Origin of the sequence: Nonomuraea sp. NPDC050663, from assembly GCF_044456985.1 — a bacterium.
GTDB lineage: Bacteria > Actinomycetota > Actinomycetes > Streptosporangiales > Streptosporangiaceae > Nonomuraea.
The window spans coordinates 381,446-406,197 of the sequence record NZ_JBITGL010000004.1 but is presented as its reverse complement, the minus strand read 5'-3'; the positions used below and the strand labels follow the sequence as shown (position 1 = coordinate 406,197).

Sequence of the window (24,752 nt, the reverse complement as noted above, 5' to 3'; positions counted from 1 at the left end):
TGCCGACACCACAATGACAAAACGTGCCATGCGGGGATCATCAGGTCAATTTGGGTGGGAGATCCACGGCTTCGCGCATCTCCGTAAGCTGGGGACATGGCACCGGTTCTGACCATGCTCGACGGCGTCGCCTGGAAGGGCACGCGCGTGGTCGGCGACCGTGCCCGCACGCTCCTGGCCGTCCTGGTGCTGTACGGCAGAGCAGGCGTGAGCGACGAGCGCCTGGTCGAGGAGCTGTGGGGCGCCGAGCCCCCGGCCAACCCGACCAAGGCGCTGCAGGTCGTCGTCTCCCGGGTGCGGGCGGCGACCTCGCCCGAGGCCGTGGTGCGCACCCCGCACGGATACCGGCTGGGGCTGCGCGACGTCGACGTCGACGCGCTGCTCGTGGCGGTGCTGGCGGGCAGGGCGCGCGAATCGCTGGCCGAGGGCGACGTCACCACCGCGACGGAGCGGGCCCGCGAGGCGCTCGACCTGGCGGGCAACGGCGTGGAAGGCTCCACGGGGGCGCTGGAGGACCTGCGCGAGCGCGCCGCCGGGCACCTGGCCGACTCGCGCCGGGTGCTGGCCCTGGCCCGCAGCAGGAGCGGCGCCCACGAGGAGGCGCTGCCGCTGCTGGAGGAGGCCGCCGCCGCCCAGCCGTACGACCAGGAGCTGATCGCCGGCCTGCTGCGCAGCGAGGCGGCGGTGCGCGGCGCGGCCGCGGCGCTCGAACGTTACGACCGCCACCGGGCCGGCCTGGCCGAACACCTCGGCGCCGACCCTGGGCCCGAGCTCGCCCGCGTGCACGCCGAGCTGCTGGCGGCCGACCATCCGGTGCGCGAGGGCGTCCTGTTCGACGGCTCGTCGCTGCTCGGCAGGGACGACGACCTGCGAGCGGTGCGCGCCCTGCTGGCCGGCAGCCGCGTGGTCTCCATCCTCGGACCCGGCGGGCTGGGCAAGACGCGGCTCGCGCACGTCGTCGGCAGGGTCGCCGAGCAGCCGATCGTGCACTTCGTCGAGCTCGTCAGCGTCGGCTCGCCCGACGACGTCGTGAGCGAGCTCGGTTCCGCGCTCGGCGTGCGCGACTCGGTCGGCGCCCGGCGGGCCCTGGCTCCCAGCCAGCGTGCCGACCTGCGCTCCAGGATCGCCCAGCACCTCGGCCAGGCGCCCGCGCTGCTCATCCTCGACAACTGCGAGCACGTGGTCGACGCCGTGGCCGACCTGGTGGCCTTCCTGGTGGCGGCCACCCGCGACCTGCGCGTGCTGACCACCTCGCGCGCGCCCCTGTCGATCGCCGCCGAGCAGGTCTACCCTCTCGGCGAGCTCGACGCCGGCGACGCCGTGGAGCTGTTCCGCCAGCGTGCCAGGGCCGCCCGTCCCGACGCCCGCCTCGACGAGCCCGCCGTCCTCGACGTCGTCACCCGGCTCGACGGGCTGCCGCTGGCGATCGAGCTGGCCGCGGCCAAGGTGCGGGTGATGTCGGTCGAGGAGATCGGCAGGCGGCTGGCCAACCGGTTCGTCCTGCTGACCGGCGGCGACCGTAGCGCGCCCGACCGGCACAGGACCCTGCTGGCGGTGATCGACTGGTCGTGGAACCTGCTCGACGAGCACGAACGCCGCGCCCTGCACTGGTTGTCGCAGTTCGGCGACGGCTTCACGCTGGAGGCGGCCGAGCACCTGCTGGGGCCCGACGCGCTGCAGTCCGTGCGGGCGCTGGCCGACCAGTCGCTGCTGACCGTCGGCGAGAGCGACGCGGGCGTGCGCTACCGGATGCTGGAGACGGTCAGGGAGTTCGGCAGGATGCGCCTGGCCGAGGCCGGCGAGCAGGACCAGGCCAGGGCCGCCTACCGCGCCTGGGCCGTGAAGTTCGCGATCCACCATGCCGACAGGCTCAACGGCCCCGGCCAGTTCGAGGCGGTCGACTCGCTGCGCGCCGAGGAGGGCAACCTCGCCGAGCTGCTGCGCCAGACGCTGAGCGAGCCCGACATCCCGACGGCGGTGCAGCTCCTGGCCGGGCTCGGGGGACTGTGGTCCATGCGGGGTGACCACCCGCGCGTGCTCGTGCTCAGGGACGCGGTGGTGCGGGTGCTCGACGGCTGGCGTCCGACGCCCGAGCTCGTCGAGGCCACCAGGGTCGCCGTGGTGGTCACGCTCATGAATACGATGATCATCGCTGACGCCGGTGACGAGCCGCTGCGCGAGCTGCTGCGCAGCCTGCCGATCAGCGACGCCACGCACCCCCGCGCCGCCGCCATCAGCACGGTCATGCTCGCCTTCGACCCCGCCGACGCCTCGGCCGGGCTGAGCGGGCTCGAGGAGCTCAGCCACGACCCCAACCACCACCTGGCGCACATGGCCGCGCAGACCCGCGCCCACATCCTGGAGAACGCCGGCGACAGGGTCGCCGCCGTCGAGGCCGCCGAGCAGGCGATGGCGCTGGTCGACGACGACGCCGACGGTCCGTGGCAGGGGGCGCTCATGCACACCGTGCTGGCCCACCTGGCGATGCAGCTCGGCGACACGGATCGGGCCGTGGGCCACGCCAGAGCAGCCCTGCCCGTGCTGGCCAGGCTGGGTGCGACCGACGACGAGACCCAGCTGCGCGCCGTGCTGCTGATGGCCGCGCTGGGCGACGACGACCTGGAGGCGGCCGAGGCCGAGCTCAAGGTGATCAGCAGGATCAACGAGAACGATCCGGTGCTCGGCGCGCTGGCCGTCGTCCCGCTGTGCGCCGCCGAGGTCGCCCTCGCGCGCGGAGACGCCGCGGGGGCGCTGCAGGAGTATCGCGTGGGAGTCCAGCGGGCGCGCGACCTGCGGCTGCCCGCCGTACCCCAGTCGGGGTTCGAGCCGTGGCTGGTGATGGCGGAGGCGCTGGCCCTGGTGGCCTTCGCCTACCACGGCACCCCGGCCGACGTGCCGTACGGCCAGGAGCTGCTGCGGGTGGCCGTCGGGCGGATCGACGCGGTGCTGAACAAGGGCATCTCGTTCATCGACTACCCGATCTCGGGCACGATGTTGTTCGCCTTCAGCGCCTGGGGGATGTTGCGTGGCGATATGACATCCGACGACGCGATCAGGGCGCTGGCGCTGGCCGAGCGGTTCGGCTACAACCGCAGCCTGCCGTCCCTGACGCTGGAGCGAGCCGAGGCGTGCGCCGAGCGGGTGGCGCCGGGCGCGCTCGCCGCCGTCTTCGAGGAGTACGGCGAGCGGCGGGGCCCCGACCTGCTCGACGAGGCGCGCGCCCTGGCGGCCCGGCTCTGTCAGACGTGCCTGCGCTTGTAGCTCGACACCGACAGCGGGGCGAAGACCGCGATGACGACCACCCCGGCCAGCAGCGTCCAGAAGACGGCCGTGCTGACCGTGCCGTGGTTGGCCAGGTCGCGGGCGGCGGTGACCAGGTGCGAGACCGGGTTCACCCGGACGAACGCGGCCAGCCAGTCGGGAAGGGTGTCGATCGGGACGAACGCATTCGACAGGAACGTCAGCGGGAACAGGATCAGCATCGAGATGCCCTGCACCGCCTGCGCGCTCCTGGCGATCGTGCCGATCCAGGTGAAGATCCACGCCAGCGCCCAGCCGGTGAAGATCGACAGCAGGATGGCGGCGGTCACCCCGGTGAAGCCGCCACCCGGCCGGTAGCCCATCAGGATGCCCGTCGCGAACGTCAGCACCGAGGCGATGGCGTAGCGCGACAGGTCCGCGACCATCGGACCGGCGAGCGGGGCGATCCTGGCCATCGGCAACGACTTGAACCGGTCGAAGACGCCCTTCTCCATGTCCTCGCGCAACTTCGTGCCCGTGACCATGCAGGTGGTCAGCACGGTCTGGGCGACGATGCCGGGGATCATCAACGGCAGGTAGTCCTCGACGCTGCCCGACACGGCGCCGCCGAAGATGTAGGCGAACATCGCGGTGAAGATCAACGGCTGCAGGACCACGTCGAAGAACTGCTCGGGCTGCCTGCGCATGTTCTTCAACGACCGCCACGCCATCGTCATCGTCTGGCTCACGGTCTCGCTCGTCGAGACGGTCCGCCGCGCGGTCGCGGCGCGGTCACGCCCGCGCGTGGTGGGTGCGAGGGTGGTGGTCATCGGTTCTCCTCCTCCGCGGTCCCGTGGCCGGTCAGAGCCAGGAAGACCTCGTCCAGACTGGGCTTGGCCACGTTCATCGAGGCGATCGACACCCCGGAGTCGCGCAGCGCGATCAGCACGTCGGCGGCCAGGTCGGCCTGCTCCAGCGCGACGTTCAGGCGGCCCTGCTCGGGGCTGAGCACCGGGTCGGAGCCGAGGATCCTGCGCACCACGGCCGCGGCGGCGGGCACCGCGCCCGGGTCGGTGAGCAGCAGTTGCAGGGTCGAGTTGCCGACGGCCGTCTTCAGCTCGTCGGGCGTGCCCTCGGCGACCTTGCGGCCGTGGTCGATGACCGCGATGCGGTCGGCGAGCTGGTCGGCCTCGTCGAGGTACTGCGTGGTCAGCAGCACGGTGCAGCCGTCGGCGACCAGGCCGCGGATCGTCTCCCACATCTGGCCGCGCGTGCGCGGGTCGAGGCCGGTGGTCGGCTCGTCGAGGAAGATCAGCGGAGGCCTGGTGATCAGGCTGGCGGCCAGGTCGAGGCGCCGCCGCATGCCGCCGGAGAAGTGCGCGATCGGCTTGTCGGCCGCGTCCTCCAGGCCGAACTGCGCCAGCAGCTCCTCGGCGATCTGCCGGGCACGCTTGCTCGGGATGCCCTGAAGCCGGCCGAAGAGCCAGAGGTTCTCGCGGGCGGTGAGGATCTCGTCGACCGAGGCGTACTGGCCGGTGACGCCGACCAGCTGCCTGATCACGTGGGGCTCCCTGGCGACGTCCACGCCGAAGATCTCCGCGTGCCCGTCGTCGATCTTCAGCAGGGTCGCCAGCATGCGCAGCATGGTGGTCTTGCCGGCGCCGTTGGGGCCGAGCACGCCGAAGATCTCGCCGGGCCGTACGGCCAGGTCGACGCCGTCGACGGCGCGTTGCTCACCGAAGGTCTTGACCAGCCCGTCGGCCATGACGGCCAGGTCGGTCCCGGCGGGCGAGGGCCCGCCGGGACGGTCGAGCGCTGTGGTAGTCATGGCCCCAGGGTGCGTGGGCCTGGTTTCACGGTGCCCTCGCGGCGGTTTCACGCCGTTTCGTCCCGCCCGCCTGCGCCGGCGAGCCTCCGGCCTCTGCTGATTGCCAGAGGGGCCCTACCAAACCGGGCGACGGCGGCTTACCGTCCGCTCAGTGTCCTATCGGAGCACCCCCACCGGAGGATGGTCCATGAAAGCCAGGCTCCTCGCAGCCCTCGCGGCCTTATCCCTGGCCGCCCCCCTCGTCCACGCCGCCCCGGCCTCCGCCGTCCAGTTCGCCCCGCCCAACATCTCGCTGGCCAACGTCAAGGCCCACCTGACGCAGTTCCAGGCGATCGCCACCAGCAACGGCGGCAACCGGGCGCACGGCCGCCCCGGCTACCTGGCCTCGGCCAACTACGTCAAGGCCCAGCTGGACGCCGCCGGCTTCCAGACCGTCCTGCAGTCGTTCACCTACAACGGCCTGACCGGCTACAACGTGCTCGCCGACTGGCCGGGAGGCAACCCCGACGACATCCTCATGGTCGGCGCCCACCTCGACAGCGTGGCCGCCGGGCCGGGCATCAACGACAACGGCTCGGGCAGCGCGGCGATCCTGGAGACGGCCCTCGAGGTCTCGCGCCAGGCGCTCCAGCCGACCAAGCACCTGCGCTTCGCCTGGTGGGGTGCGGAGGAGCTGGGCCTGCGCGGTTCGCAGCACTACGTCACCAACCTGGCCGCCACCGAGCGGGCCAAGATCAAGGCGTACCTGAACTTCGACATGGTCGGCTCCCCGAACGCGGGCTACTTCCTCTACGACGGCGACAACTCCGACGGCGTCGGCGCCGGACCGGGACCGGCCGGCTCGGCCCAGCTGGAGCAGGTCCTGCAGGGCTACTTCACCTCGATCGGCGTGCCCACGCGCGGCACCGACTTCGACGGCCGCTCCGACTACGGCCCGTTCATCTCCCGCGGCATCGCCGCAGGCGGCACCTTCACCGGCGCCGAGGGCATCAAGTCGAGCGCCCAGGCGCAGCTCTGGGGCGGTACGGCAGGGCAGGCCTTCGACGTCTGCTACCACCGCGCCTGCGACACCACGGCCAACATCAACGACACCGCCCTCGACCGCAACGCCGACGCCATCGCCCACGCCGTCTGGACGATCAGCACCGCCACTCCGCCGGTGACCGTCTGGTCCGACGACTTCGAGGCGGCCGGCGGCTGGACCGTCAACCCGTCCGGCACCGACACCGCCACCACCGGGCAGTGGGAGCGCGGCGACCCCGCGGCGACCACCTCCAGCGGCGCCAAGCAGCTCGGCACCACCGTCAGCGGCGTCAACGACCTGGTGACAGGCCGCCTCGCCGGAGCGGCCGCAGGCGACCACGACATCGACGGGGGCCTCACCTCCGTGCAGTCACCGCCGATCGCCCTGCCGTCGGGGGCCACGCTCACGCTGTCGTTGTCGTGGTACCTGGCGCACGGCTCCAACGCCTCCAGCGCGGACCTCTTCCGCGTGAAGGTCAACGGGACGACCGTCTTCCAGCAGCTCGGCGCCGCGTCAGACCGCGGCGGCGCGTGGGCCACGGCGACCGCGAACATCTCGTCCTTCGCCGGCCAGACGGTCACGATCCTGATCGAGGCGGCCGACGCCTCGGGCGCCAGCCTGGTCGAGGCGGGCGTGGACGACGTGAAGATCACCCGCTGACCGGGTCATGCGTCCGGTGCCGCCCGGGCGGCACCGGACGCATGCCTAGACCTCCAACTCGTCCATCAGCGACCCCAGCAGGTCGTCCTCGGGGCTCAACGATGCGCGCGGCGACTTCCCGCAGGCTCACGTCCTCCAGGAAGAGAGTGGCCGGAACGTCCAGGTCGAAGTCGTCGCGCAGCCGGTTCATGATGAACACCGCGGTCAGCGAGTCGCCGCCGACCGCGAGGTAGGTCTGTCCCAGGCGCGGGCGTCGTTGCACAGGAGGCTGATGATCCGCAGCCCTTCTCCGAGAGGCCGCCGGTCCATGATCGAGCACGTCACCGACCCTAGGGACGCGCTCCGCCAGATTTCTGTCGGTCCCGGCTGCCATCCTCAGAACCTGCTCACACCCCCCGATCCGTGAGGAGCGTCGATGGCAGCGGACGTCTGGACCCTCGAGCGGGCAGGCCGGTCGATCGGCGAGGTCCGCGTCGACGACAGCGACTTCCCGTGGCTGCACGGCGCCTTCGTCGCCCTCGACGGATTCCCGCCCTGGGCGCCGCTCTTCGCCCAAGAGCTCGCCCTCCTGGAGGCCGGCGGCGACCTCGGCGAGCAGTGGGAGGAGCTCTGGACACGCCTCGACCGCGACCTGGACCTGGTCGACCCGGAGGGCAAGCCGGTAGAGAGCTTCCTGCTCCACGTCGAAGAGGGGCGCGCGTGGTTCCGGCTCCTGCGCCGCGAGTGACACACGAGGATCGCCATATCTCACCCCGCGGCTACTTTTTGTCAACCTGACAGAAACCTAGGCTCGGATACATGTCCGACTCCTGGGAACCGCCCGCGGTGCTTCTCGCCGTCGACCTGGTGATCCTGACCCTGCGCGGATCGCGTCTCTGCGTCCTGCTCGTCGAGCGCGGGATCGATCCACACCAGGGGGCTCTGGCGCTGCCGGGCGGGTTCCTGCAGCACGCCGAAGAGGACATAGGTGCTGCCGCCCGCCGGGAACTCATGGAGGAGACCGATCTCGATGCCGGGAACCTGCGCCTGGAGCACCTGGGCGTGTACGGCACGCCCGGCCGTGACCCTCGTGGGCGAGTCGTGTCGGTGGCGCACCTGGCCATCGCTCCTCGCCTGCCTGAGCCGACCGCCGGCACGGACGCCGCCGGTGCCGGATGGCGGCCTGTCGACGAGGTGCTTTCAGGCGGGCTGCCGCTCGCCTTCGATCACCGGCAGATCATCGACGACGGAGTGGAACGCGCACGCGTCAAGCTCGAGCACTCCGCCCTCGCAACGGCCTTCTGCGGCCAGGTCTTCACCATCACCGACCTGCAGGAGGTGTACGAGGCGGTCTGGGGCATGCCCCTCGATCCGCGCAATTTCTACCGCAAGGTCCAGAAGGCGGAGGGGTTCATCGTCCCGGTAGGTGCTGCCCGCAAGTCCACCACCGGGCGACCGGCGCGGCTGTTTCGAGCCGGTACGAGCACGATCCTCCACCCGCCGATGACCCGCCCCAGCGAAGGCTGAGCGCAAAGGAGAGTACGCGAGTGAGCAATCGCCCGATCGTGATCCTGACCGCGTTGGATCTGGAGTACCAGGCGATCCGCACCTTACTGGATCAGCCGCGACTGCATCGTCACGAGCACGGCACGCGATTCGAGGTGGGCGGGCTCGGCCGCTGCGAGGTGGCCTTGGCGCACGTCGGCACGGGCAATCAGGCAGCAGCCGTGCTCGCTGAACGAGCCATCAGCGAATTCCACCCGCCTGCCCTGCTGTTCGTCGGTGTGGCAGGAGCTCTGCACTCCCACATCGCCCTCGGCGACATCGTCGTGGCCACCCGCGTATACGCCTACCACGGCGCGACCAGCGAGGACAGTGGAACCAGGAGCCGTCCGCGCAGCTGGGAGACCTCGCACGCGGCGGAGCAGATCGCTCGACACCTGGGCAGGACCGGCGCATGGCTCCGGGCCCTGCCCGACGACGCCCCGATGCCTCACGTGCATTTCGGGCCGATCGCCGCCGGGGAGGTGGTCCTGAACTCCAAGGTGTCCGGTCACGCCCGCTGGATCGACCAGAACTACAACGACGCGTCCGCGATCGAGATGGAGGGCGCCGGAGTCGCCCAGGCGGGTCATCTGAACGGGGCGCTGCCGGTGGTCGTCGTCCGAGGCATCAGCGATCGGGCGGACGGCACGAAAGAAGACACCGACCGTGCCCAGTGGCAGCCACGGGCCGCCGCGAACGCCGCGGCGTTCGCGGCCGCGCTGGCCCAGGAGATCGCGGCCGAGGATCGCGACGGCACATGGGGGCCATCGAAGCCCGCGGCGAGGGGAGAAGAAATGCGAGGTCAGCACGTCACGTACAACATCGCGAGGGACAGCGCTCGGGTCGGGGTGCAGGCCGGTGTCGTACACGGCGGCATCAGGCTCGGCCTCGACCCGAGCCAGTCGCTCGACCTGGCGGAAGCGCTCACCGCCTTCCGCGCCCAACTCCGCCGGGCCCACCAGGAGGGCCGGCTCGACGACCACGAATACGAGGCGGCCGAGGCGGAGCTCACCACCGCCGACGAGGCGCTGGAGGCGCAGACCCCCGAGAGCAAGAGCAAGCTGAAGCTGGCCCTGAAGCGGCTCCGCGGTCTGGTCAGCGACGTGGCCGAGCTGGCGTCGGAACTGGCCAACATCATCGCGCTCACACAGGCGCTGCCATGATGCCGCCCCATGAGGCGGTGGCGAACACGGCGGCCGACTCCGCCCGTGTGGACGTGCAGGTGGGGATTCTTCATGGCGACGTCTACTACGTCGTGCCGCCCGAATCGACCGCGGAGGAGAAGTTCGAGATCGGGGTGCGGCGGCTCGACGGAGGGATGCGAGAGCCCGCCTGGCAGCTCATCAGCGAGGTGGCCTTCTCCGGGCATCTCAACAACAAGGTCTGCTTCTACTGGTACCTGGCGTTGCTGAGCGGCAGGACACGGCACGAGCTGTCCGATGAGGAGGCGGCCGCGTTGCGGACCTCCGAACGCTCGCTGCCGCTCACCGCGGACGACTCCTGGGCCGACGGCGTCCGGATCATTCGCCGGTTGCTCTGCCTGGACACCAAGCCGCTCGGTGACGTGCGCATCTTGATGAAGGAGTTCGATCAGCTCCGGCCCGTCCAGCGCGCCCTGATCCTGCGGCACCTGGAGATGACCCTCGACCGCGAGCTCAGGGTGCAATTGTGGGAACGTTCCCTGGAGCAGGCCCGGGCCGGCCGGATGGCCGGTGACAGGGAAGGGCGGGTCTGGATGTTCTTCCAGGCCGAGCCAAGGCTCCCTCGGATGCGGCCGGCGAATCCGGTCGCCATCTCCGGGTCCACATGGGTGCGGGCGCTGCTGGGGGCCACCACGGCGGTCGCGGCTGCCGTGTATCTCGCCTATGTGCTCGCCGCGGGTGGGCGAGTCCTCACCCTGATCCTCTGCCTGACGCTCAGCGGCGTGGGCGGCTACCTCACTGCGCACGATGGTGCTGAATGGCGCTTCCGTTCTGAACGGCGCTGGGCCAAGGACGAGCTCTACCTGTCGCCGCGACGCATGAGTACTTCCAAAGGTGGCTTCGCCCATCGCGTGGATCAGCGGTTCGAGTACTACTTCGCCAAGTACGTGCCGCGCGGGACGGAAAGCAGTCGCTGGCTGGCGCAGACCGCAGGCATCCGCCAGAGCATGCGGGACGAGGTGGTGGAGGTATACCGCGAGTCGGCGGTCGTCGTGGAAGAGATCAACTGGCTGATTCGGCACCGAGCCCAGGAGGCCAGATCCCGAGCGCAGAAGGGCACGCTGTGGAGCTATCGCGAGGACCTGGCCACGCCCTGGCGCACGAGGGTGTTGGCCGTACTCGGCCTCTCGCTGCTCGTAACTGGCTTGACCTGGGCGTCGTGGACGGCTGTGCCCCTCAGGCCCTTGCCCGTGATCCTGTCGGCCGTTCTCGTCACCGTGGGCGGCTGGATCGGCGGCCGAGCAGGGTTGCGCGTGATTCTGGAGCGTCGCCGGTTCGCCGCTGATCGGCTCGAAGCCGAGCGGCTCGAGGCCGAAAGCACGGCAGCCTTCGAGCGCTGGAAGACCACCCTCGCGGCCAAGCCGAAGGATGGCGAGATGGCGGCATGGCTCGACTGTGACCGCAAGCTGCTCCTGGACGAGGTCTTGCAGTACTACCGACTCACGATGCACGACGTCATCTCCCACGCCTTCATCGAAGCGCCCACGAGGTCCAGCAGGCGGGCGCGCGTGCGCGGAGGCCCCTGGCGTCATCGGAGGTACGAGCTCATCGCCTTTGTTCTCACAACCACAGGTGTGCGCCAGTTGACCGTCACGCTCGACTTCGATCACGGCACCTTCAACCATCGCCGCAGTCTGAGTTACCGGTTCGCGAACATCGCGTCCGTACGGGTGGAGCATCACGACAACGGCCAACGAGCGTTCGAGTTGGCGCTTCTAGATGGACAGAAACTCCAACTCAAGATGATCGAGTCCGATGCCAGCGGTCTTCATGAAGACGAAGACCCGAGAGTCGTGGCCAACATGACCTTGGAAGCGGCGGGCCTGCTCCACACTCTGCATGTTCTCGAGGGCGTAGCAGCGGACGGAAGAGAGTGGCTTCAGCGCGACCGCCGTCGAGGAATGCGCGGTGACGAGCCCTATCGCGCAGCCGGGTGACCGCTCAGCAGGCCGCGTACAGCACCGCTCTGAGGTCGAGGTCGTCGTCGCGGGTGGTGCGCCAGACCAGGCGTAGCCGCAACGACGGCGGTGGTGGCCGCAGGGGGAGTGCCACCAGGGTGCCGGTGGACAGGCCTTCCTCCACGGCGAATGCGGGGAGCAGCGCCATGCCCAGGCCGTTGGCCGCCCATGCCTTGGTGACCGCGATGGAGCCGACCTCGGTGCGTGAGCCCTGGCCCAGGGTGATGCGGTCGGCGAGCAGGCGGTAGGAGCACTGGCCCTCGCTGACGAGCAGGTTGTGGGCGAGCACGTCCGCGTTGCCGACGGTGGGGCGGCCGGCGAGGGGGTGGTCGGGGGAGGCTACGAGGACGATGGGGATCTGGTCGACGTCCGCGTGGGTGAGGCCGGCCGGGACGGGGGCGAAGCCGAGGGAGCCGAGCTCGTCGCCGTGGTCGAGCAGGAGGGCGGCGTCGAGGGTGCCGTCGGCGACGCCGGCCAGCAGTTGGGGGCGGTTGAGCAGTTTGACGGTGAGGCGCAGGTCGGGGCGCCTGGAGCCGAGCGCGGCGAGCAGGGCGGGGACGTGGGTGGCGGCCAGGGTTTCGAGGGTGCCGACGGTGAGCTGGGCGCCGGTGGCGGCCACCTCGGTGCGGACGCGGTCGACGTGCTCCAGGAGGGAGGGGGCCAGGTGTCTGAGGCGGTCGCCGGCCGGGGTGAGGCGCATGCCGGTCGGGGTGCGGACGAACAGGGTGGCGCCGATCGCTCGTTCGAGTGCTTTGAGCTGTTCTGAGACGGAGGAGGGGGCGAGGTCGAGCGCCAGGGCGGCCTGGCCGACGGTGCCCGTTCTGGCGACCGCCAGGAAGGTGGGCAGGTGCCGCAAGTCCATGGGGATCAGGGTATTCGGTTGATCCGAATGGGGCGTTCGGTGGTGGCTGTGGAGGCGGGGTGGTGCTGGTCGGCAGGGTTTCTGGCCATGAGACTGCGATTTTTCGGGATTTCGCTCGGCTACTTCATGGTGCTTCTCGACACGACGATTCTGGGGGTGGCGCTTCCTGATCTCAGACGTGACTTCGGGAGCGGGACGGCGGCGTTGGGGTGGGTGGTCAACGGGTACACGGTCGCCTTCGCGGCGGCGCTGATCGGGGGCGGGGCGGTGGCCGACCGGTTCGGGCCGGGGAGGGTCTTCCGGTACGGCACGGCGGCCTTCGCGGCGGTGTCGGGGTTGTGCGCCGCGGCCCCGTCGCTGGAGGTGCTGGTCGCCAGCCGGGCCGTGCTGGGCCTGGCGGGAGCGGTGATGGTGCCCGCGTCCCTGGCGATCATCTCGCGGCTGATCCCGGCGGGGCCCGAGCGGGTCAGGATGCTGGGCGTGTGGGCGATGACGGCGGGGGTGTCGGTCGCCGCGGGGCCGTTGCTCGGGGGCGGGCTGGTCGAGGTGGCGGGGTGGCGGGCCACGTTCCTGGTCAACGTGCCGATCGGGGTGGTGACGTGGTGGCTCGTGCGGGGGGTGAGGTTGCCCGCTTCGCCGGTGAGGGTGCGCTGGGTGCCGCAGGTGGGGGCGGCGGTGCTGGTGGCGTGCCTGGCGGAGGCGATCACCGGGCGGTCGGTGATCGCGCTGGGGGTGGGTGTTGTGGTGCTGGCCTGGCTGGCGGGGTCGCAGCGGGAGGCCTTCTCGATCCTGGGTGAGGCGGGGCTGGTGCGGTGGTTCGTGGTGGGCGGGGCGGTGCAGTTCCTGTTCGGCGGGCTGCTCTTCGTGGGGGCGTTGATGTTGCAGGAGACGCGGATGCTGACGCCTGTGGAGACGGGGGTGGCGTTTCTGCCGCTGACCGTGCCGATCATGGTGTTGCCGCTCTTCACGACCCGGGTGCGGAGGGCGATGGTGATCGGCGTGCCGTTGCTGGTGGTGGGCGCGGCGGTCCTGGCGTCGGCGGCGGCGGGGCCGGTGAGTCCGTGGCTGCCGGCGGTCGGGCTGTTCGTCGTGGGGGTGGGGATCGCGTTCACGTTTCCGCCGCTGGTGGCGGCGGTCACGTCGGCGGTGCCTGCCGCTCGGGCGGGGGAGGCGGGTGGCATGTTGAACGCCACCCGGCAGGTGGGTGCGGCGCTGGGGGTGGCGTCGATGGGGCTGCTGCCTCCCGCGTGGGCCTTCGTGCTGGCGGGGGTGGTGGTGCTGGCGGTGGTGCCGCTGGTGGTTCCCCGGAGGAGGCTCTTGTCAGGTTCGCGCAGGTTGGGATAGGAATACGGCAGTAGGAAACTTTCCGACCTACTGATCTTGAGTGGGGTGGCGATGGCGGGGCCGCAGGCGCTGTTGTGGTCGATCAACGCGCGGGCCGTGCTGGAGGCCGTCGACGCGCTGGGACCGACGGGGCGGCCTGAGCTCGTTAAGGAGACGGGGTTGTCGAAGACCACCGTGGCGCAGGCGCTGCAGGAGCTGACGGCTCGCGGGGTGGTGCGGGAGGCGGGGCTCGACACCGAGCGGCGCGGGCCGGCGGCGACCCTCTACGGGACGGATCCGGGTTCGGGCTATGCCGTCGGGATCGATGTGGACATGGAACGGGTCGCCGCGGTGCTGGTCGATCTGGCGGGCGCGGAGGTCGCCAGAGTCTGCCGCCCCACGATCGGGGCGGAGCAGGGTGTAGCCCAAGCGGTCGCCGGCGTGGCCGTCGAGGTGGCGGGTCCTCGGGCGGTCGGTCAGGTGGTGGTCGGGGTTCCCGCCCTCGTGGCGCGCGACCGCCGCGGCATCCGCGCCTCCCGCGGCCTGCCCGGTGCCGCCCACCTGGGCGACGAACTCCACGAGCTCCTGCCGTACCCCGTCCTCCTCGAGAACGACGTCAACCTGGCGGCCGTGGCCGAGCAGCGCAGGGGCGCCGGTCGCGGGGTCGACGACTTCGTGCTCCTCCGGGTCGGCTCCGGCCTCGGCGCGGGCGTGGTGATCGGCGGACGCCTGCACCGGGGTTTCGCCGGCGGCGCCGGCGAGGTGGGTTTCCTGCCGCACCCCGCAACCGCGCTGGGCGGCGAGGTGCTGGGCGCGCGGCAGATCGGCCAGGTGGCCAGGGAACAGGGCGTCGAGGGCAGCCCGGCCGAGCTGTTCGCCCGCGCCGCGGCCGGGGAGGCGTCCGCGCTGGCGGTGGCGGAGGCGACCGCGCGGCGGCTGGCGCACGTGATCGGCGCGATCGCCCTGGTGATCGAGCCGGAGCTGTTCGTCGTCGGGGGGTCGGGCACCGAGGTGCTGCTGGAGCCGGTGCGCCGGCACCTGGCCGCCGACGCGCCCGAGCTGGTCGCGAGCGTCACCGGGTCGGGCGTGCCCGGCGACGCCGTCCTGCAGGGGGCCGCGCTGGTGGCCCACGAGCACGTCCGCGAGCGCGTCTTCACCGAAGCGACCACCTGAGAGGCCCCCCGTGACCAGACAGCTGATCATCAACGCCGACGACTACGGCATGTGCCGCGCGGCCAACACCGGCATCACCTCCCTGCTGCGAGCGGGTGCGATCAGTTCGGCCACGGTGATGACGCCGTGCCCCTGGGCGCCCGACGCGATCGCCACGGCCAGCCGGCACGGCTGGGACGTGGGCGTGCACCTGACGCTGACCAGCGAGTGGAGCGGCTACCGCTGGAGCCCGCTCACCGGCGGCGCGAGCCTGCGCGACGCCGCGGGCTACTTCCCGCACGAGTCCAGGACCGTCGAGGAGCAGGCGGATCCGGAGGAGATCCGCGCCGAGATCACGGCGCAGATCGACCGCGCCGTCGAGCTCGGCCTGGACCCGTCGCACGCCGACAACCACATGGGCAGCCTTTACGGCCTGGTCACCGGCCGCGACTTCCTCGACGAGGTGCTGGCGGTGTGCGCGGAGTACGGCCTGCCGTTCCGCCTGCCGCGCACCCTCGACGGCATGGGCCTGCCGCCGGAGCTGGAGCCGTTCGCCGAGGCGGCGGCGGCACGCGCGGACGCCGCGGGCGTGGTGATCCTGGACCGGCTCTGGACCCTCCCCTTCCACAAGCGCGAGGGCGAGACGTACGAGAGCTTCAGGACCGACATGATCGCGCTGCTGCGCGCGCTGAAGCCGGGGGTCACGGAGATCTACGTCCACCCCTTCGAGGACACCGACGAGCTGCGCCACATCATGCCGGAGTACGAGAAGCGCGCCATGGAGCTGCGGGTCTTCACCGACCCAGAGGTGCGGCAGGTGCTGGCGGACGAGGAGATCGCCCTGATCGGCTGGCGTGACCTGCGTGACGTGCAGAGGTCGCGTTGATCAGGTACGGCTCCGGCAACCTGGCCGTCAACCTCCTCACCCAGGCGTTCGCGACCTTCGCCACGTTCTACTACATCGACCACCTGGGCGTGGACCCGGCGCTGATCGGCCTGGCCATGGTCATCCACGGCGCGGCCAACGCCGTGCTGAACCCGCTGGTGGGTCACCTGTCCGACAGGACGCGCTCCCGGTGGGGCAGGCGCGTGCCGTACATCACGGTCGGGATGGCGCCGCTGGCGGCGACCTTCGCCCTCATCTGGGTGCCGCTGGTGGACGGCTCGACGGCGCGTTTCTGGTACTTCCTGGCCGTCGTGCTCGTCTACGACGTGTTGCACGTGGTGGTCGTGCTCAACTACGTCGCGTTGTTCCCGGAGATGTTCGTGACGATCGCCGAGCGGGCGAAGGCGGCCTCGTGGCGCCAGCTCTTCGGCATCATCGGCATGATCGTCGGGGTGGCGGCCGCGCCGATGCTCTATCCGGCGATCGGCTGGCCCGCGATGGGAGCGGCGTTCGCCGTCGTGGCGCTGGTTTTCTTCGCGGTGTCGCTGACCGGGTCGAGGGAGCGGGTCAGGAGGACCGACGGGCACATCGGCTTCCTGACGGCCGTGCGCTACACGCTGACCAACCGGGCCTTCCTCGCCTACGTGGCGGGCGGCTTCCTGCTCCAGGTCACGTTCGCGCTGCTGCAGGCGGGGGTGCCGTTCTTCACGAAGTACGCGCTCGGCCAGCCTGACAGCGCCAACACGCTCATACTCGGCGCGGTCTTCGTCACGGCCATCCCGCTCGTCTACGTGTGGAGCCGCGTCACCACGAGGATCGGCCCGCGCCGGGCCGTCCTGGCGGCGATCGTGGTCTACGGCCTGGCCCTGGCGCCGTTCCTGGTGGTCGGCTCGCTGCCGCCGGCCATCGCGACGGGCGTCGCCGTCGGCGCGGGCATCGCGGGCATGATGGTGCTGCTGGAGATCCTGCTCGCCGAGGTGATCGACGACGACGAGCGGCGCACCGGGCTTCGGCGCGAGGGCATGTACATGGGCATGAACGGCTTCATCGTGCGCTGGTCGGCCTCGCTCCAGGCGGTGCTGCTGGCCGTGGTGTTGTCGGCCTCCGGCTACCGGGCGGGTGCCGCCCAGCAGCCGGAGAGCGTGGTCACCGGCGTGCGCCTGCTGCTCGGCGGCGTCCCGCTGGTGGTCCTGGCGCTGGCCTTCGTCTGCTTCGTGGTCTACCCGATCCGGCTACCGGGTCGTGCAGACCCTGCCGTTCAGGGTGAAGACGGACGGCAGCACGTTGGGGCCGCTGTAGTTGCCCACGTAGCCGACGGTGACGGTGGCGCCCGTGGCCAGGGATCCGGCTGACGGCTCGTTGACGGCCTTCACCTCCGACCCGGTCTGGGTCCAGACGGCGCTCCATCCGCTGCCCAGGCTCTGCCACGCGCGCGGCCAGGAGAAGACCAGCGTCCACCCGTTCATCGCGGCCCCGGTGTTGGTGATCTCCAGGGCGCCCACGTAGCCGCTGCCCCAGTCGGTCTGGTTGGTCAGCTTCACCGTGCACGAACCGGACTCCGGCGTGGCGGTGGTGAAGGTCACCGGGGCCGATCCCCAGGACTGGCCGCCGCCGGTGTCGCGGGCGAGCACGTTGAAGGTGTAGCGGGTGCCGGGGCGCAGGTTCGTCACCCGCAGCGAGGCGCCGGTGGTCTCGCCGTACTGCTCGCTGATCGCGCCGTTCTGCCGGTACACCTCGTACTTGGCGATCGGCCGCGCGCCGGGGGCGGCGGCGGGCCAGGTGAGGGTCGCGGCGCCGTCGGTCACGGCGGAGACGACGGGCTGTCCGGGCGCTCCCGGCAGGCCCGACGGGACCGCGGCGGGGCGCACGACGAGCGTGGTGAGCGACAGCGGCGGCAGGGTCTGCGCGGTGGCGCTGCCCGCGGTGCCCTCGGTGATGGAGGTGGCGCCGTTGGTGTGCGACAGCACGGTGGGCGCGCCGGAGGCGGGCTCGAAGCCGGAGTAGTCGATGGTCACCGACGCCGGCTCGGACGAGGCGTTGACCAGCATCACCGCGACGGAGCCGTCCTTCCTGCGTACGGCGTGCGCGGCGGGCCCGGTGCTGGAGGCGCGGACGAACTGGTCACCGGCGCGGGCGAACCTGCCGACCATCTGCAGCGCGTAGTAGGGCGCGAACGGGGTGTTGAAGGCGGGCTCGCACACGTCGCCGGAGCATCCTGCGCTCGACAGCAGCCCGAAGTCGCCGTAGTCGGTGTGCCCGGCGACCTCGGTCACCGGTCCGATGCCGTTGTGCACGTTCCACCAGTCGACCGTGAAGACGCCGTTGGCCAGCAGCGAGGCGTAGGCGTCGGCGGCGGCCAGCGCGCCGGGCTGGGTGGTGGTGCCCGCGCTGCTGGAGCCGGTGTTGAACTCGGTCATCGCGATGCCGATGCGCTCGGATCCCGGTCCTGCGTGCCTGGCGATCTGCTCGCGGGTCAGCTGGACCAGGTCGGGGATCTGTCCGGCCTTGTCCAGCGCGCCCGGGTACCAGTGCAGGATGACGAAGTCGATCTTGGCTCCGGCGGTGGAGAGCACGACCTGGTTCCAGGTGCCCGCGTCGCCCGCGCCGACGATCCCGTCGGGCCAGTTGGCCGGGGTGGTCAGCACGGCGCCGATCTTGATGGTGGGGTCGACGGCCTTCATGGCGTCGGCGTAGGCGACCACGTGGCGCGCGTACTCGGCGGGGCTCTTGTCGGCGTGGTTGTCGGCCTCCCAGGCGGCGCCGTAGTGGCCGTTGCCGTAGTTCTCGTTGCCGATCTCCCACAGCTTGACGCCGTAGCCCTTGGTGACGTTGGCGTGCCGTACCCAGGCCGCGGCCTCCTCCGGGGTGCCGGTGCCGTAGTTGGCGGTCACCATCGGCTGGGCGCCCGTGCGCCGCACGCCCCGCATGAAGGTGTCGAAATCGGTGTCGGGCGCGACGTAGCCGCCGGGGGCGGTGTGGTCGGCCCAGTGGTAGATGTCCGAATAGGAGCCGCCGGGGTAGCGCAGCAGCTTCACCCCCGCCGCCTTGAGCAGGTCGGCCGTCTGGTCCGAGCCCAGCTGGCTGTCCCAGATCGCATGGTTGGTCCCGATCGCCGTGTCGGACACGGTGGCCAGGGCCGCCCGGGCGTTGACCACCACCTCCGCCGGAGCGGCCGAGGCCTGGGCGGTCGCGGGGAGGGTCAGGGAGGTCAGGGTCAGGATCGCTGCCAGCACAGCTTTGCGCATCGACGCACCTCGTCATGGAGTACCGGTTCGGCGCCTCCTCCTGACCAGAAGACGTCCTGATCATGCGATGTCACGGCGTCGGCGGTCAATGCGGGATGAAAGTTTCACGGGCTGCTCTAAACCCTTGTAAAGCATCCTGCCCTGACAGGCCATTGACAGGCCCTCATGTTGCGCTTACGTTTCCGAAAACCTTTTAGACAATTTCGAGGAGGAGCTCCAGCATGATCCGATTACGAGCCTGGGCCGCGGTCGCCGCCGTCGGCCTGATGCTGGTGTCGGCTGCCCCCGCCTCCGCGGCGGCGCCCATCACGACCGCGATCTACACCGCCGACCCCGCCGCCCTGGTCGTCGGTGACACCCTCTACGTCTACACCGGGCACGACGAGGCGCCCGCGGGCGGTACCAACTTCGTCATGCGTGACTGGCACGTCTTCTCCTCCACCGACGCCACCACCTTCACCGGCCAGGGCGCCAGGCTCTCCCTGAGCACCTTCCCCTGGGCTGGCGCCGACGCCTGGGCCTCCGAGGTCGAGCGGGGCGCCGACGGCCGCTACTACTGGTTCGTCTCGATCAACGGCAACGGACCCGGCTGGATGAACATCGGCGTCGCCGTCGGCGACAGCCCGACCGGGCCCTTCACCGACGCGATCGGCGGGCCGCTGGTGAGCGACAGCACGCCGAACTCCTCACCGCTCAACATCGACCCCACCGTCTTCCGCGACGACGACGGCCAGGTCTACATGTACTGGGGCTCCTACTACGGCCTGCGCGCCGCCCGCCTCAACAGCACCATGACCTCGATCAACGGCTCGGTGGTCACCCCGCAGGGCGTCTCCAACTTCTGGGAGGCCCCCTGGATGTTCAAGCGCAACGGCGTCTACTACCTCGCCTACGCCGCCAACGACTCGGGCTGCTCGCAGCCGAACTACGCCTGCATCCGCTACGCCACCGCGAGCAACCCGCTCGGCCCCTGGACCCACCGCGGGGTCGTGCTCGACCAGGTGACCTCGACGACCAACCATCCGGCGATCATCGAGTTCAAGGGTCAGTGGTACATGGTCTACCACAACGCCGGCGCCCCGGGCGGAGGCAACTTCCGCAGGTCGGTGACGCTCGACAAGCTGTTCTTCAACGCCGACGGCACCATGCAGAAGGTCGTGCAGACCACCGGGCCGTCCACGGGCAACCTGGCCCTGTCCGCCACGCCGTACACCTCGTACGTCTCGCCCTGGGAGACGCTGGGGGCGATCAAGGACGGCTTCACCCCGGCCAACTCGCAGGACCGCAGCCACGGCGCCTACGGCAACTGGGACCACCGGGGCACCGAGTGGATCGAGTACCGCTGGCCGACCGCCCAGACCGTCGGCCGGTCGGAGGTCTACTGGTTCGACGACAACCAGGGCATCGACCTTCCCGCCTCCTGCCAGCTGCAGTACTGGAACGGGAGCGCCTACGTGCCGCTTTCGGCGACGTGCGGTGTTAACGCTAACACTTTCAACGTCTCCACCTTCTCCCAGGTCAGCACCACCCGGCTGAGGCTGGCCATCACCTCCAAGACCACCCACTCCACCGGCGTGCTCGAATGGCGGGTCCTGCCATGAAACGCATCCTCCTCGCCCTCCTCCTCGTCGTGGCCATGGCCGCGCCCGCCCAGGCCGACCAGACGATCGGCTACCCCTCCTTCAGCGGCCCCGCCGTACCGAACGCGCCGGTCGGCTACACGACCGGCAACATGATGCAGGCCATCTACGACGCCGAGAGCTCCGGCACCGACTTCTGGATGGACCGCCTGCTGGCCAGGCCCGGCAACGACCCCGCCGGCACCTGGCTGATGACGCGCGGCCGGGCCCTGTTCATGAAGACCCACACCCCCTCCGTCATCGGCTTCGGCGGCCAGGTCGCCTACTGGGAGAGCATCAACAACCAGAACGCCTACGCCGTCGCCATCACCCCCGGCACCTGGACCGAGCAGCCCAACCAGCGCTGGCAGGCTCCCAGCCACTGGAAGAGCGTGCACACCAGCGGCTCGCTGACCGCCAACGTCAGCAAGTTCATCACCCACAACAACGTGGCGGTCACCAACCTCGCCATCACCAACAACGGCGGTTCGGCCACGACGCTGACCCTCCGCGCGACCTCCCCCTACGCCAGTACGGCCAGCGGCACGGAACTGACCGGCCAGGTCAACGCCTACAACGGCCTGACCACCCTGTACCCGAGACTGTCGGGCGACAGCTTCACGGTCAGCTCGGGCGGTCTCAACAGGAGCGTCACCGTCAACGCCGGCCAGACGGTAACGGTCAAGGTGCAGATGGGCTTCGTCGCCAACGAGATCCCCGACTCGCTGACGGAGTACAACACCTACCGCGCCCACACCCCGGCCACCGCCTTCGCCACCCACGTGCGCGCCTACAACCTGTGGTGGGCGCAGAACGTGCCCTACATCGACGTGCCGGAACCGGCGATCAAGAAGAACATCTACTACCGCTGGTGGCTGATGCGCTTCAACCACCTCGACGCCGACATCCCCGGCCAGACCTTCCAGTTCCCCACCTCGATGGAGGGCGTGCTGGGCTACAACAACGCGATCGTGCTCACCCAGCCGATGCACATCGACGACCTGAAGTACCTGCGCAATCCGGCGTGGTCCTACGGCCCGTGGCTGTCGATCGGGCAGACCTCGAAGAACGGCAGGTTCGTAGACAATCCAGGCGACCCGGAGAACTGGTCCAACAGCTACACGCAGTACGTCTCAGAGGCGGCCTGGAAGAGCTACCAGATCCACGGCGGCCAGCCCGGCATCGTCGCCAACCTGGCCAAGTACGCCGAGCAGGACGTCAAGGGCCAGCTGTCCTTCTACGACACCAACAGCAACCGGATCATCGAGTACGACTGGGGCGCGTTGACCGGCAACGACGCCGACGCCGTCTCCTTCCACTACCGCTCCGGCCGGATGGACCGCGCCGAGGGCGCCTACCAGTACAGCGGGGCGCGGGCCGCGGCGCAGGCCTACGCGGCGATCGGCAACACCGCCAAGGCCAACGAGATGAACACCCTGGCCACCGAGATCGGCAACGCGCTGACCACGGTGTTGTGGAACCCCGGCAGGCAGCTGTTCGAGCACCGCTACCCCGACGGGACGTACAACCCGTGGAAGGAGATCAACAACTACTACCCGTTCGCGGTCGGGGCCATCCCCAACACCACGACCTACAAGCAGGCGCTGCGCCTCTTCGACGACCCGGCGCAGTATCCGATCTTCCCCTTCTACACCGCCAACCAGGCCGACAAGGCGGCCAGCGGCACCGGCAGCAACAACTTCTCCACGATCAACTCCACCGTGCAGTTCCGCCTGCTCTCCTCGGTGCTGCGCAACTACCCCAACGAGTGGATCGACGCCACCTGGTACAAGAAGCTGCTCTACTGGAACGCCTGGGCGCAGTACGTCAACGGCAACACCCAGTGGCCCGACGCCAACGAGTTCTGGGCCGACTGGAACGGCAGCAGCATCGCCTACCGCTCCTGGATCCACCACAACATCCTGGGCAGCAGCAACTGGACGATCGTCGAGGACGTGGCGGGCCTGCGCCCGCGCAACGACGCCCAGGTCGAGCTGAGCCCGATCAACATCGGCTGGAGCCACTTCACCGTCAACAACCTGCGCTACCGCAACGCCGACCTGACCATCGTCTGGGACGACCCGGCCGACGGCGTGGTGCGCTACCCCGGCGTGCCCGAGGGCTACTCGATCTTCCTCAACGGCACCAGGCGTGCCACGATCAACCAGCTCGCCCCGATGACCTACAACCCGGCCACCGGCGCGGTCACCACGAGCGCCACCGTGCTGCACAACAGCGCCGCCTCGGGCATCCAGGCTCCCGCGCAGGTCGCCCACACCGGCGCGCAGATGGTCGACCTGCTGGCCAAGGCGGGCGTCGACCTGACCGGCAACCTCACGAACCTGGCCACCCTGGGCACGGCCAGCGCGTCGTACACCGGCTCCGGCACCACCGTGGCGGGGGCGCGTGACGGCTTCCCGACCAACGAGCCGTTCTGGGGCGCGGGAGGTTCGCCCAACGCCCAGGACTGGTACGAGATCAACTTCGGTTCCGCGCAGACCTTCAACGAGGTCTGGCTGCACTTCCGCGACTCGAGACCGGCCAGCACCACCTACCGGGCCCCGTCGGCCTACGAGGTGCAGTACCACAACGGCACCGCGTGGGTGAACGTCCCGAGCCAGGTCAAGGCGCCCGGAACCCCGCGCGCCAACCTCAACAAGGTCACCTTCCCCGCCGTCACCGCGCAGCGGGTCAGGGTGCTCGCGACGAACAGCGCGAAGACCGGCCTCACCGAGATCAAGATCTACAACCGGGGAGGCGTGCAACCGCCGTCGAACCTCGCCCTGTCGGCCACCCCGACGTGCTCCTACACCTCGGCGTGGGAGAGCTGCGCGGCCATCAGGACGGGTGACGATCCGGCCAGTTCCAACATCCCCGGTACCAACCAGGGCACCAGGTGGGGCACCTGGCCGGAGACCGGCCAGCAGTGGGCGGAGCTGGCCTGGTCGTCGGCGCAGAACGTCAACCGTGCCGACGTGTACTTCTTCGACGACGAGCAGGGGATCGACATGCCGGCGTCGTGGAAGCTGCAGTACTGGAACGGCAGTGCTTATGTCGATCTGCCCGGCACGTACACGCTGAACAAGAACCAGTACAACACCGTCACCTTCGCCGCGGTGAACACCACCAGGCTCAGGGTGGCGCTGACCGCCAACGGCACCGCCTCCGTCGGCCTGCTCGAAGTGAAGGTCTACGGCAGTTGAGCCACCCGCGTGGACTCACGGATCACCAGTCCGGCCGGGACGGTGCGCACACCGCTCTCGGCCGGCTGGCCCGCCATCACGTTGAGCAGGTGCTCGGCGGCCACTCTGCCGATGTCGCCGAGGCTCATGTCGATCGTGGTCAGCGGCGGCCGGCAGCCCAGCGCCATCGGCTCCCAGTTGTCGAACCCGACCAGGGCCACGTCGTCCGGCACCCGCCGGCCGCGTTCCCGCAGGGTCTCGGCGACGCCGCGGGCGATCTGGTCGCTCCCGCAGAAGATCGCCTCCACGTCGGGTACGGCACGCAGGAGGATGTCGGCTCCCTGGCGCCCCCACTCCTCGCTCCACTCGCCGAACAGCACCTCGCCCGCGGGCTCCACCACGTCGCGCAGCCCCTGTGCGCGGAGCCTGGCGGCCTGGAACCGTTCCGGCCCGGTGATGTGCCCGATCTTGGCGCGCCCGGTGGCCAGCAGGTGCCGCGCGGCCTGCTCGCCGCCGCCGCGGTCGTCGGGGATGATCGACAGGTCGCGCTCGTCGACCGACTGCGTCATCGCGTAGACGACGGGCACCGGCAGGTTCTGGCCGATGCCGGCGCGCGGCTCGGTGCGGCGGCCGGTGACGATGATGCCCTCGACCCGCCTGGCCAGCAGGCGCTCGATGTAGTGGCGCTCGCGGATGGGGTCGTCGCGGGTGTCGCACATGAACACCGAGATCTGTCCCGCGCCCAGGGCGTCCTCGGCGCCGAGCATCACCGGGATGCTGAAGCGGCCGAAGCTGTCGCTGCTGACCAGGCCGACGGTGAAGGTGCGCCCGGCCAGCAGCCCCTGCGCGAGGGGATTGGGCCGGAAGCCGAGTTGCCGGGCGGCGGCCAGCACCCGGGCGCGGGTGTCCTCGCGCATCCTGCCCAGGCCGTTGAGCGCCTTCGACGCCGTGCCGACGGAGACGCCCGCCGCGGCTGCGACGTCCTTGATCGTTGTGGGCAATCGTTTGCCTTTCAATGCGTTGACGCGTGAAATATTACACCCTACG

Annotated in this window: 18 protein-coding genes; 12 read left to right on the top strand and 6 right to left on the bottom strand. The window is 70.4% G+C overall.

Translation table 11 applies throughout. The annotated features are described in order from the left end of the window. Positions 1-96 precede the first annotated feature (96 nt). A complete protein-coding gene (locus tag ACIBH1_RS15140) occupies positions 97-3,261 on the top strand; it encodes an ATP-binding protein (protein ID WP_397314315.1) in 3,165 nt (1,054 codons plus the stop codon). Here the strand turns inward: ACIBH1_RS15140 and ACIBH1_RS15135 are convergent. Together ACIBH1_RS15135 and ACIBH1_RS15130 are read right to left on the bottom strand one after the other, a co-directional pair. Then, positions 3,240-4,070 carry an ABC transporter permease gene (locus tag ACIBH1_RS15135; RefSeq protein WP_397314314.1) on the bottom strand — a complete coding sequence of 277 codons (831 nt, stop codon included), beginning with the start codon at positions 4,068-4,070 and terminating at the stop codon, positions 3,240-3,242. The two genes, ACIBH1_RS15140 and ACIBH1_RS15135, sit on opposite strands and share 22 nt — an antisense overlap. After that, positions 4,067-5,068: an ATP-binding cassette domain-containing protein gene (locus ACIBH1_RS15130; protein WP_397314313.1), complete on the bottom strand. Its 1,002-nt coding sequence runs from the start codon at positions 5,066-5,068 to the stop codon at positions 4,067-4,069. Before ACIBH1_RS15130 ends, ACIBH1_RS15135 begins: the two co-directional genes overlap by 4 nt. A gap of 187 nt (positions 5,069-5,255) precedes the next feature. Between ACIBH1_RS15130 and ACIBH1_RS15125 the strand changes: the two genes are divergently transcribed. Further along, complete coding sequence (locus tag ACIBH1_RS15125; protein WP_397314312.1) at positions 5,256-6,752, top strand: M28 family peptidase; 1,497 nt, start codon at positions 5,256-5,258, stop codon at positions 6,750-6,752. Here the strand turns inward: ACIBH1_RS15125 and ACIBH1_RS15120 are convergent. Continuing rightward, positions 6,742-7,125, bottom strand: coding sequence for an acyl carrier protein (locus ACIBH1_RS15120; RefSeq protein ID WP_397314311.1), 384 nt, complete (start codon positions 7,123-7,125; stop codon positions 6,742-6,744). The two genes, ACIBH1_RS15125 and ACIBH1_RS15120, sit on opposite strands and share 11 nt — an antisense overlap. A gap of 42 nt (positions 7,126-7,167) precedes the next feature. On the opposite strand from ACIBH1_RS15120, the gene ACIBH1_RS15115 reads away from it, so the two are divergent. The 4 genes from ACIBH1_RS15115 to ACIBH1_RS15100 all read left to right on the top strand — a co-directional run bounded on the left by ACIBH1_RS15115 (position 7,168) and on the right by ACIBH1_RS15100 (position 11,415). Then, on the top strand, positions 7,168-7,479 hold the full coding sequence (locus ACIBH1_RS15115) for a hypothetical protein (RefSeq protein WP_397314310.1): 312 nt from the start codon (positions 7,168-7,170) through the stop codon (positions 7,477-7,479). Between the two features lie 71 nt (positions 7,480-7,550). After that, entirely contained in the window at positions 7,551-8,258 is a 708-nt protein-coding gene (locus ACIBH1_RS15110) for an NUDIX domain-containing protein (RefSeq protein ID WP_397314309.1), read from the top strand. Between the two features lie 20 nt (positions 8,259-8,278). Further along, entirely contained in the window at positions 8,279-9,439 is a 1,161-nt protein-coding gene (locus ACIBH1_RS15105) for a 5'-methylthioadenosine/S-adenosylhomocysteine nucleosidase (RefSeq protein WP_397314308.1), read from the top strand. After that, positions 9,436-11,415, top strand: coding sequence for a hypothetical protein (locus tag ACIBH1_RS15100; RefSeq protein ID WP_397314307.1), 1,980 nt, complete (start codon positions 9,436-9,438; stop codon positions 11,413-11,415). The genes ACIBH1_RS15105 and ACIBH1_RS15100 overlap by 4 nt, the downstream gene beginning before the upstream one ends. Positions 11,416-11,419: 4 nt before the next feature. On the opposite strand, the gene ACIBH1_RS15095 is transcribed toward ACIBH1_RS15100, so the two are convergent. Next, complete coding sequence (locus tag ACIBH1_RS15095) at positions 11,420-12,298, bottom strand: LysR family transcriptional regulator (RefSeq protein ID WP_397314306.1); 879 nt, start codon at positions 12,296-12,298, stop codon at positions 11,420-11,422. 87 nt (positions 12,299-12,385) lie between these two features. Here ACIBH1_RS15095 and ACIBH1_RS15090 point away from each other — a divergent pair, with 87 nt between their 5' ends. From ACIBH1_RS15090 to ACIBH1_RS15075, 4 genes are read left to right on the top strand one after another with little or no spacing between them, the layout of a single operon-like run. Then, positions 12,386-13,642: an MFS transporter gene (locus tag ACIBH1_RS15090; RefSeq protein WP_397314305.1), complete on the top strand. Its 1,257-nt coding sequence runs from the start codon at positions 12,386-12,388 to the stop codon at positions 13,640-13,642. Between the two features lie 51 nt (positions 13,643-13,693). Next, positions 13,694-14,794 carry an ROK family protein gene (locus tag ACIBH1_RS15085; protein WP_397314304.1) on the top strand — a complete coding sequence of 367 codons (1,101 nt, stop codon included), beginning with the start codon at positions 13,694-13,696 and terminating at the stop codon, positions 14,792-14,794. A gap of 10 nt (positions 14,795-14,804) precedes the next feature. Beyond that, positions 14,805-15,659, top strand: coding sequence for a polysaccharide deacetylase family protein (locus ACIBH1_RS15080; protein WP_397314303.1), 855 nt, complete (start codon positions 14,805-14,807; stop codon positions 15,657-15,659). Continuing rightward, positions 15,656-17,011 carry an MFS transporter gene (locus ACIBH1_RS15075; protein WP_397314302.1) on the top strand — a complete coding sequence of 452 codons (1,356 nt, stop codon included), beginning with the start codon at positions 15,656-15,658 and terminating at the stop codon, positions 17,009-17,011. Before ACIBH1_RS15080 ends, ACIBH1_RS15075 begins: the two co-directional genes overlap by 4 nt. Here ACIBH1_RS15075 and ACIBH1_RS15070 read toward each other — a convergent pair. Then, positions 16,892-18,904, bottom strand: coding sequence for a cellulose binding domain-containing protein (locus ACIBH1_RS15070; RefSeq protein ID WP_397314301.1), 2,013 nt, complete (start codon positions 18,902-18,904; stop codon positions 16,892-16,894). The two genes, ACIBH1_RS15075 and ACIBH1_RS15070, sit on opposite strands and share 120 nt — an antisense overlap. A 221-nt stretch (positions 18,905-19,125) precedes the next feature. On the opposite strand from ACIBH1_RS15070, the gene ACIBH1_RS15065 reads away from it, so the two are divergent. Together ACIBH1_RS15065 and ACIBH1_RS15060 are read left to right on the top strand one after the other, a co-directional pair. Further along, a complete protein-coding gene (locus tag ACIBH1_RS15065; protein ID WP_397314300.1) occupies positions 19,126-20,505 on the top strand; it encodes a glycoside hydrolase family 43 protein in 1,380 nt (459 codons plus the stop codon). Beyond that, positions 20,502-23,726 (top strand): discoidin domain-containing protein, encoded by a 3,225-nt coding sequence (locus ACIBH1_RS15060; protein WP_397314298.1) that lies wholly within the window; start codon positions 20,502-20,504, stop codon positions 23,724-23,726. The genes ACIBH1_RS15065 and ACIBH1_RS15060 overlap by 4 nt, the downstream gene beginning before the upstream one ends. On the opposite strand, the gene ACIBH1_RS15055 is transcribed toward ACIBH1_RS15060, so the two are convergent. After that, entirely contained in the window at positions 23,714-24,706 is a 993-nt protein-coding gene (locus tag ACIBH1_RS15055) for a LacI family DNA-binding transcriptional regulator (protein ID WP_397314297.1), read from the bottom strand. The two genes, ACIBH1_RS15060 and ACIBH1_RS15055, sit on opposite strands and share 13 nt — an antisense overlap. Positions 24,707-24,752: the final 46 nt, after the last annotated feature.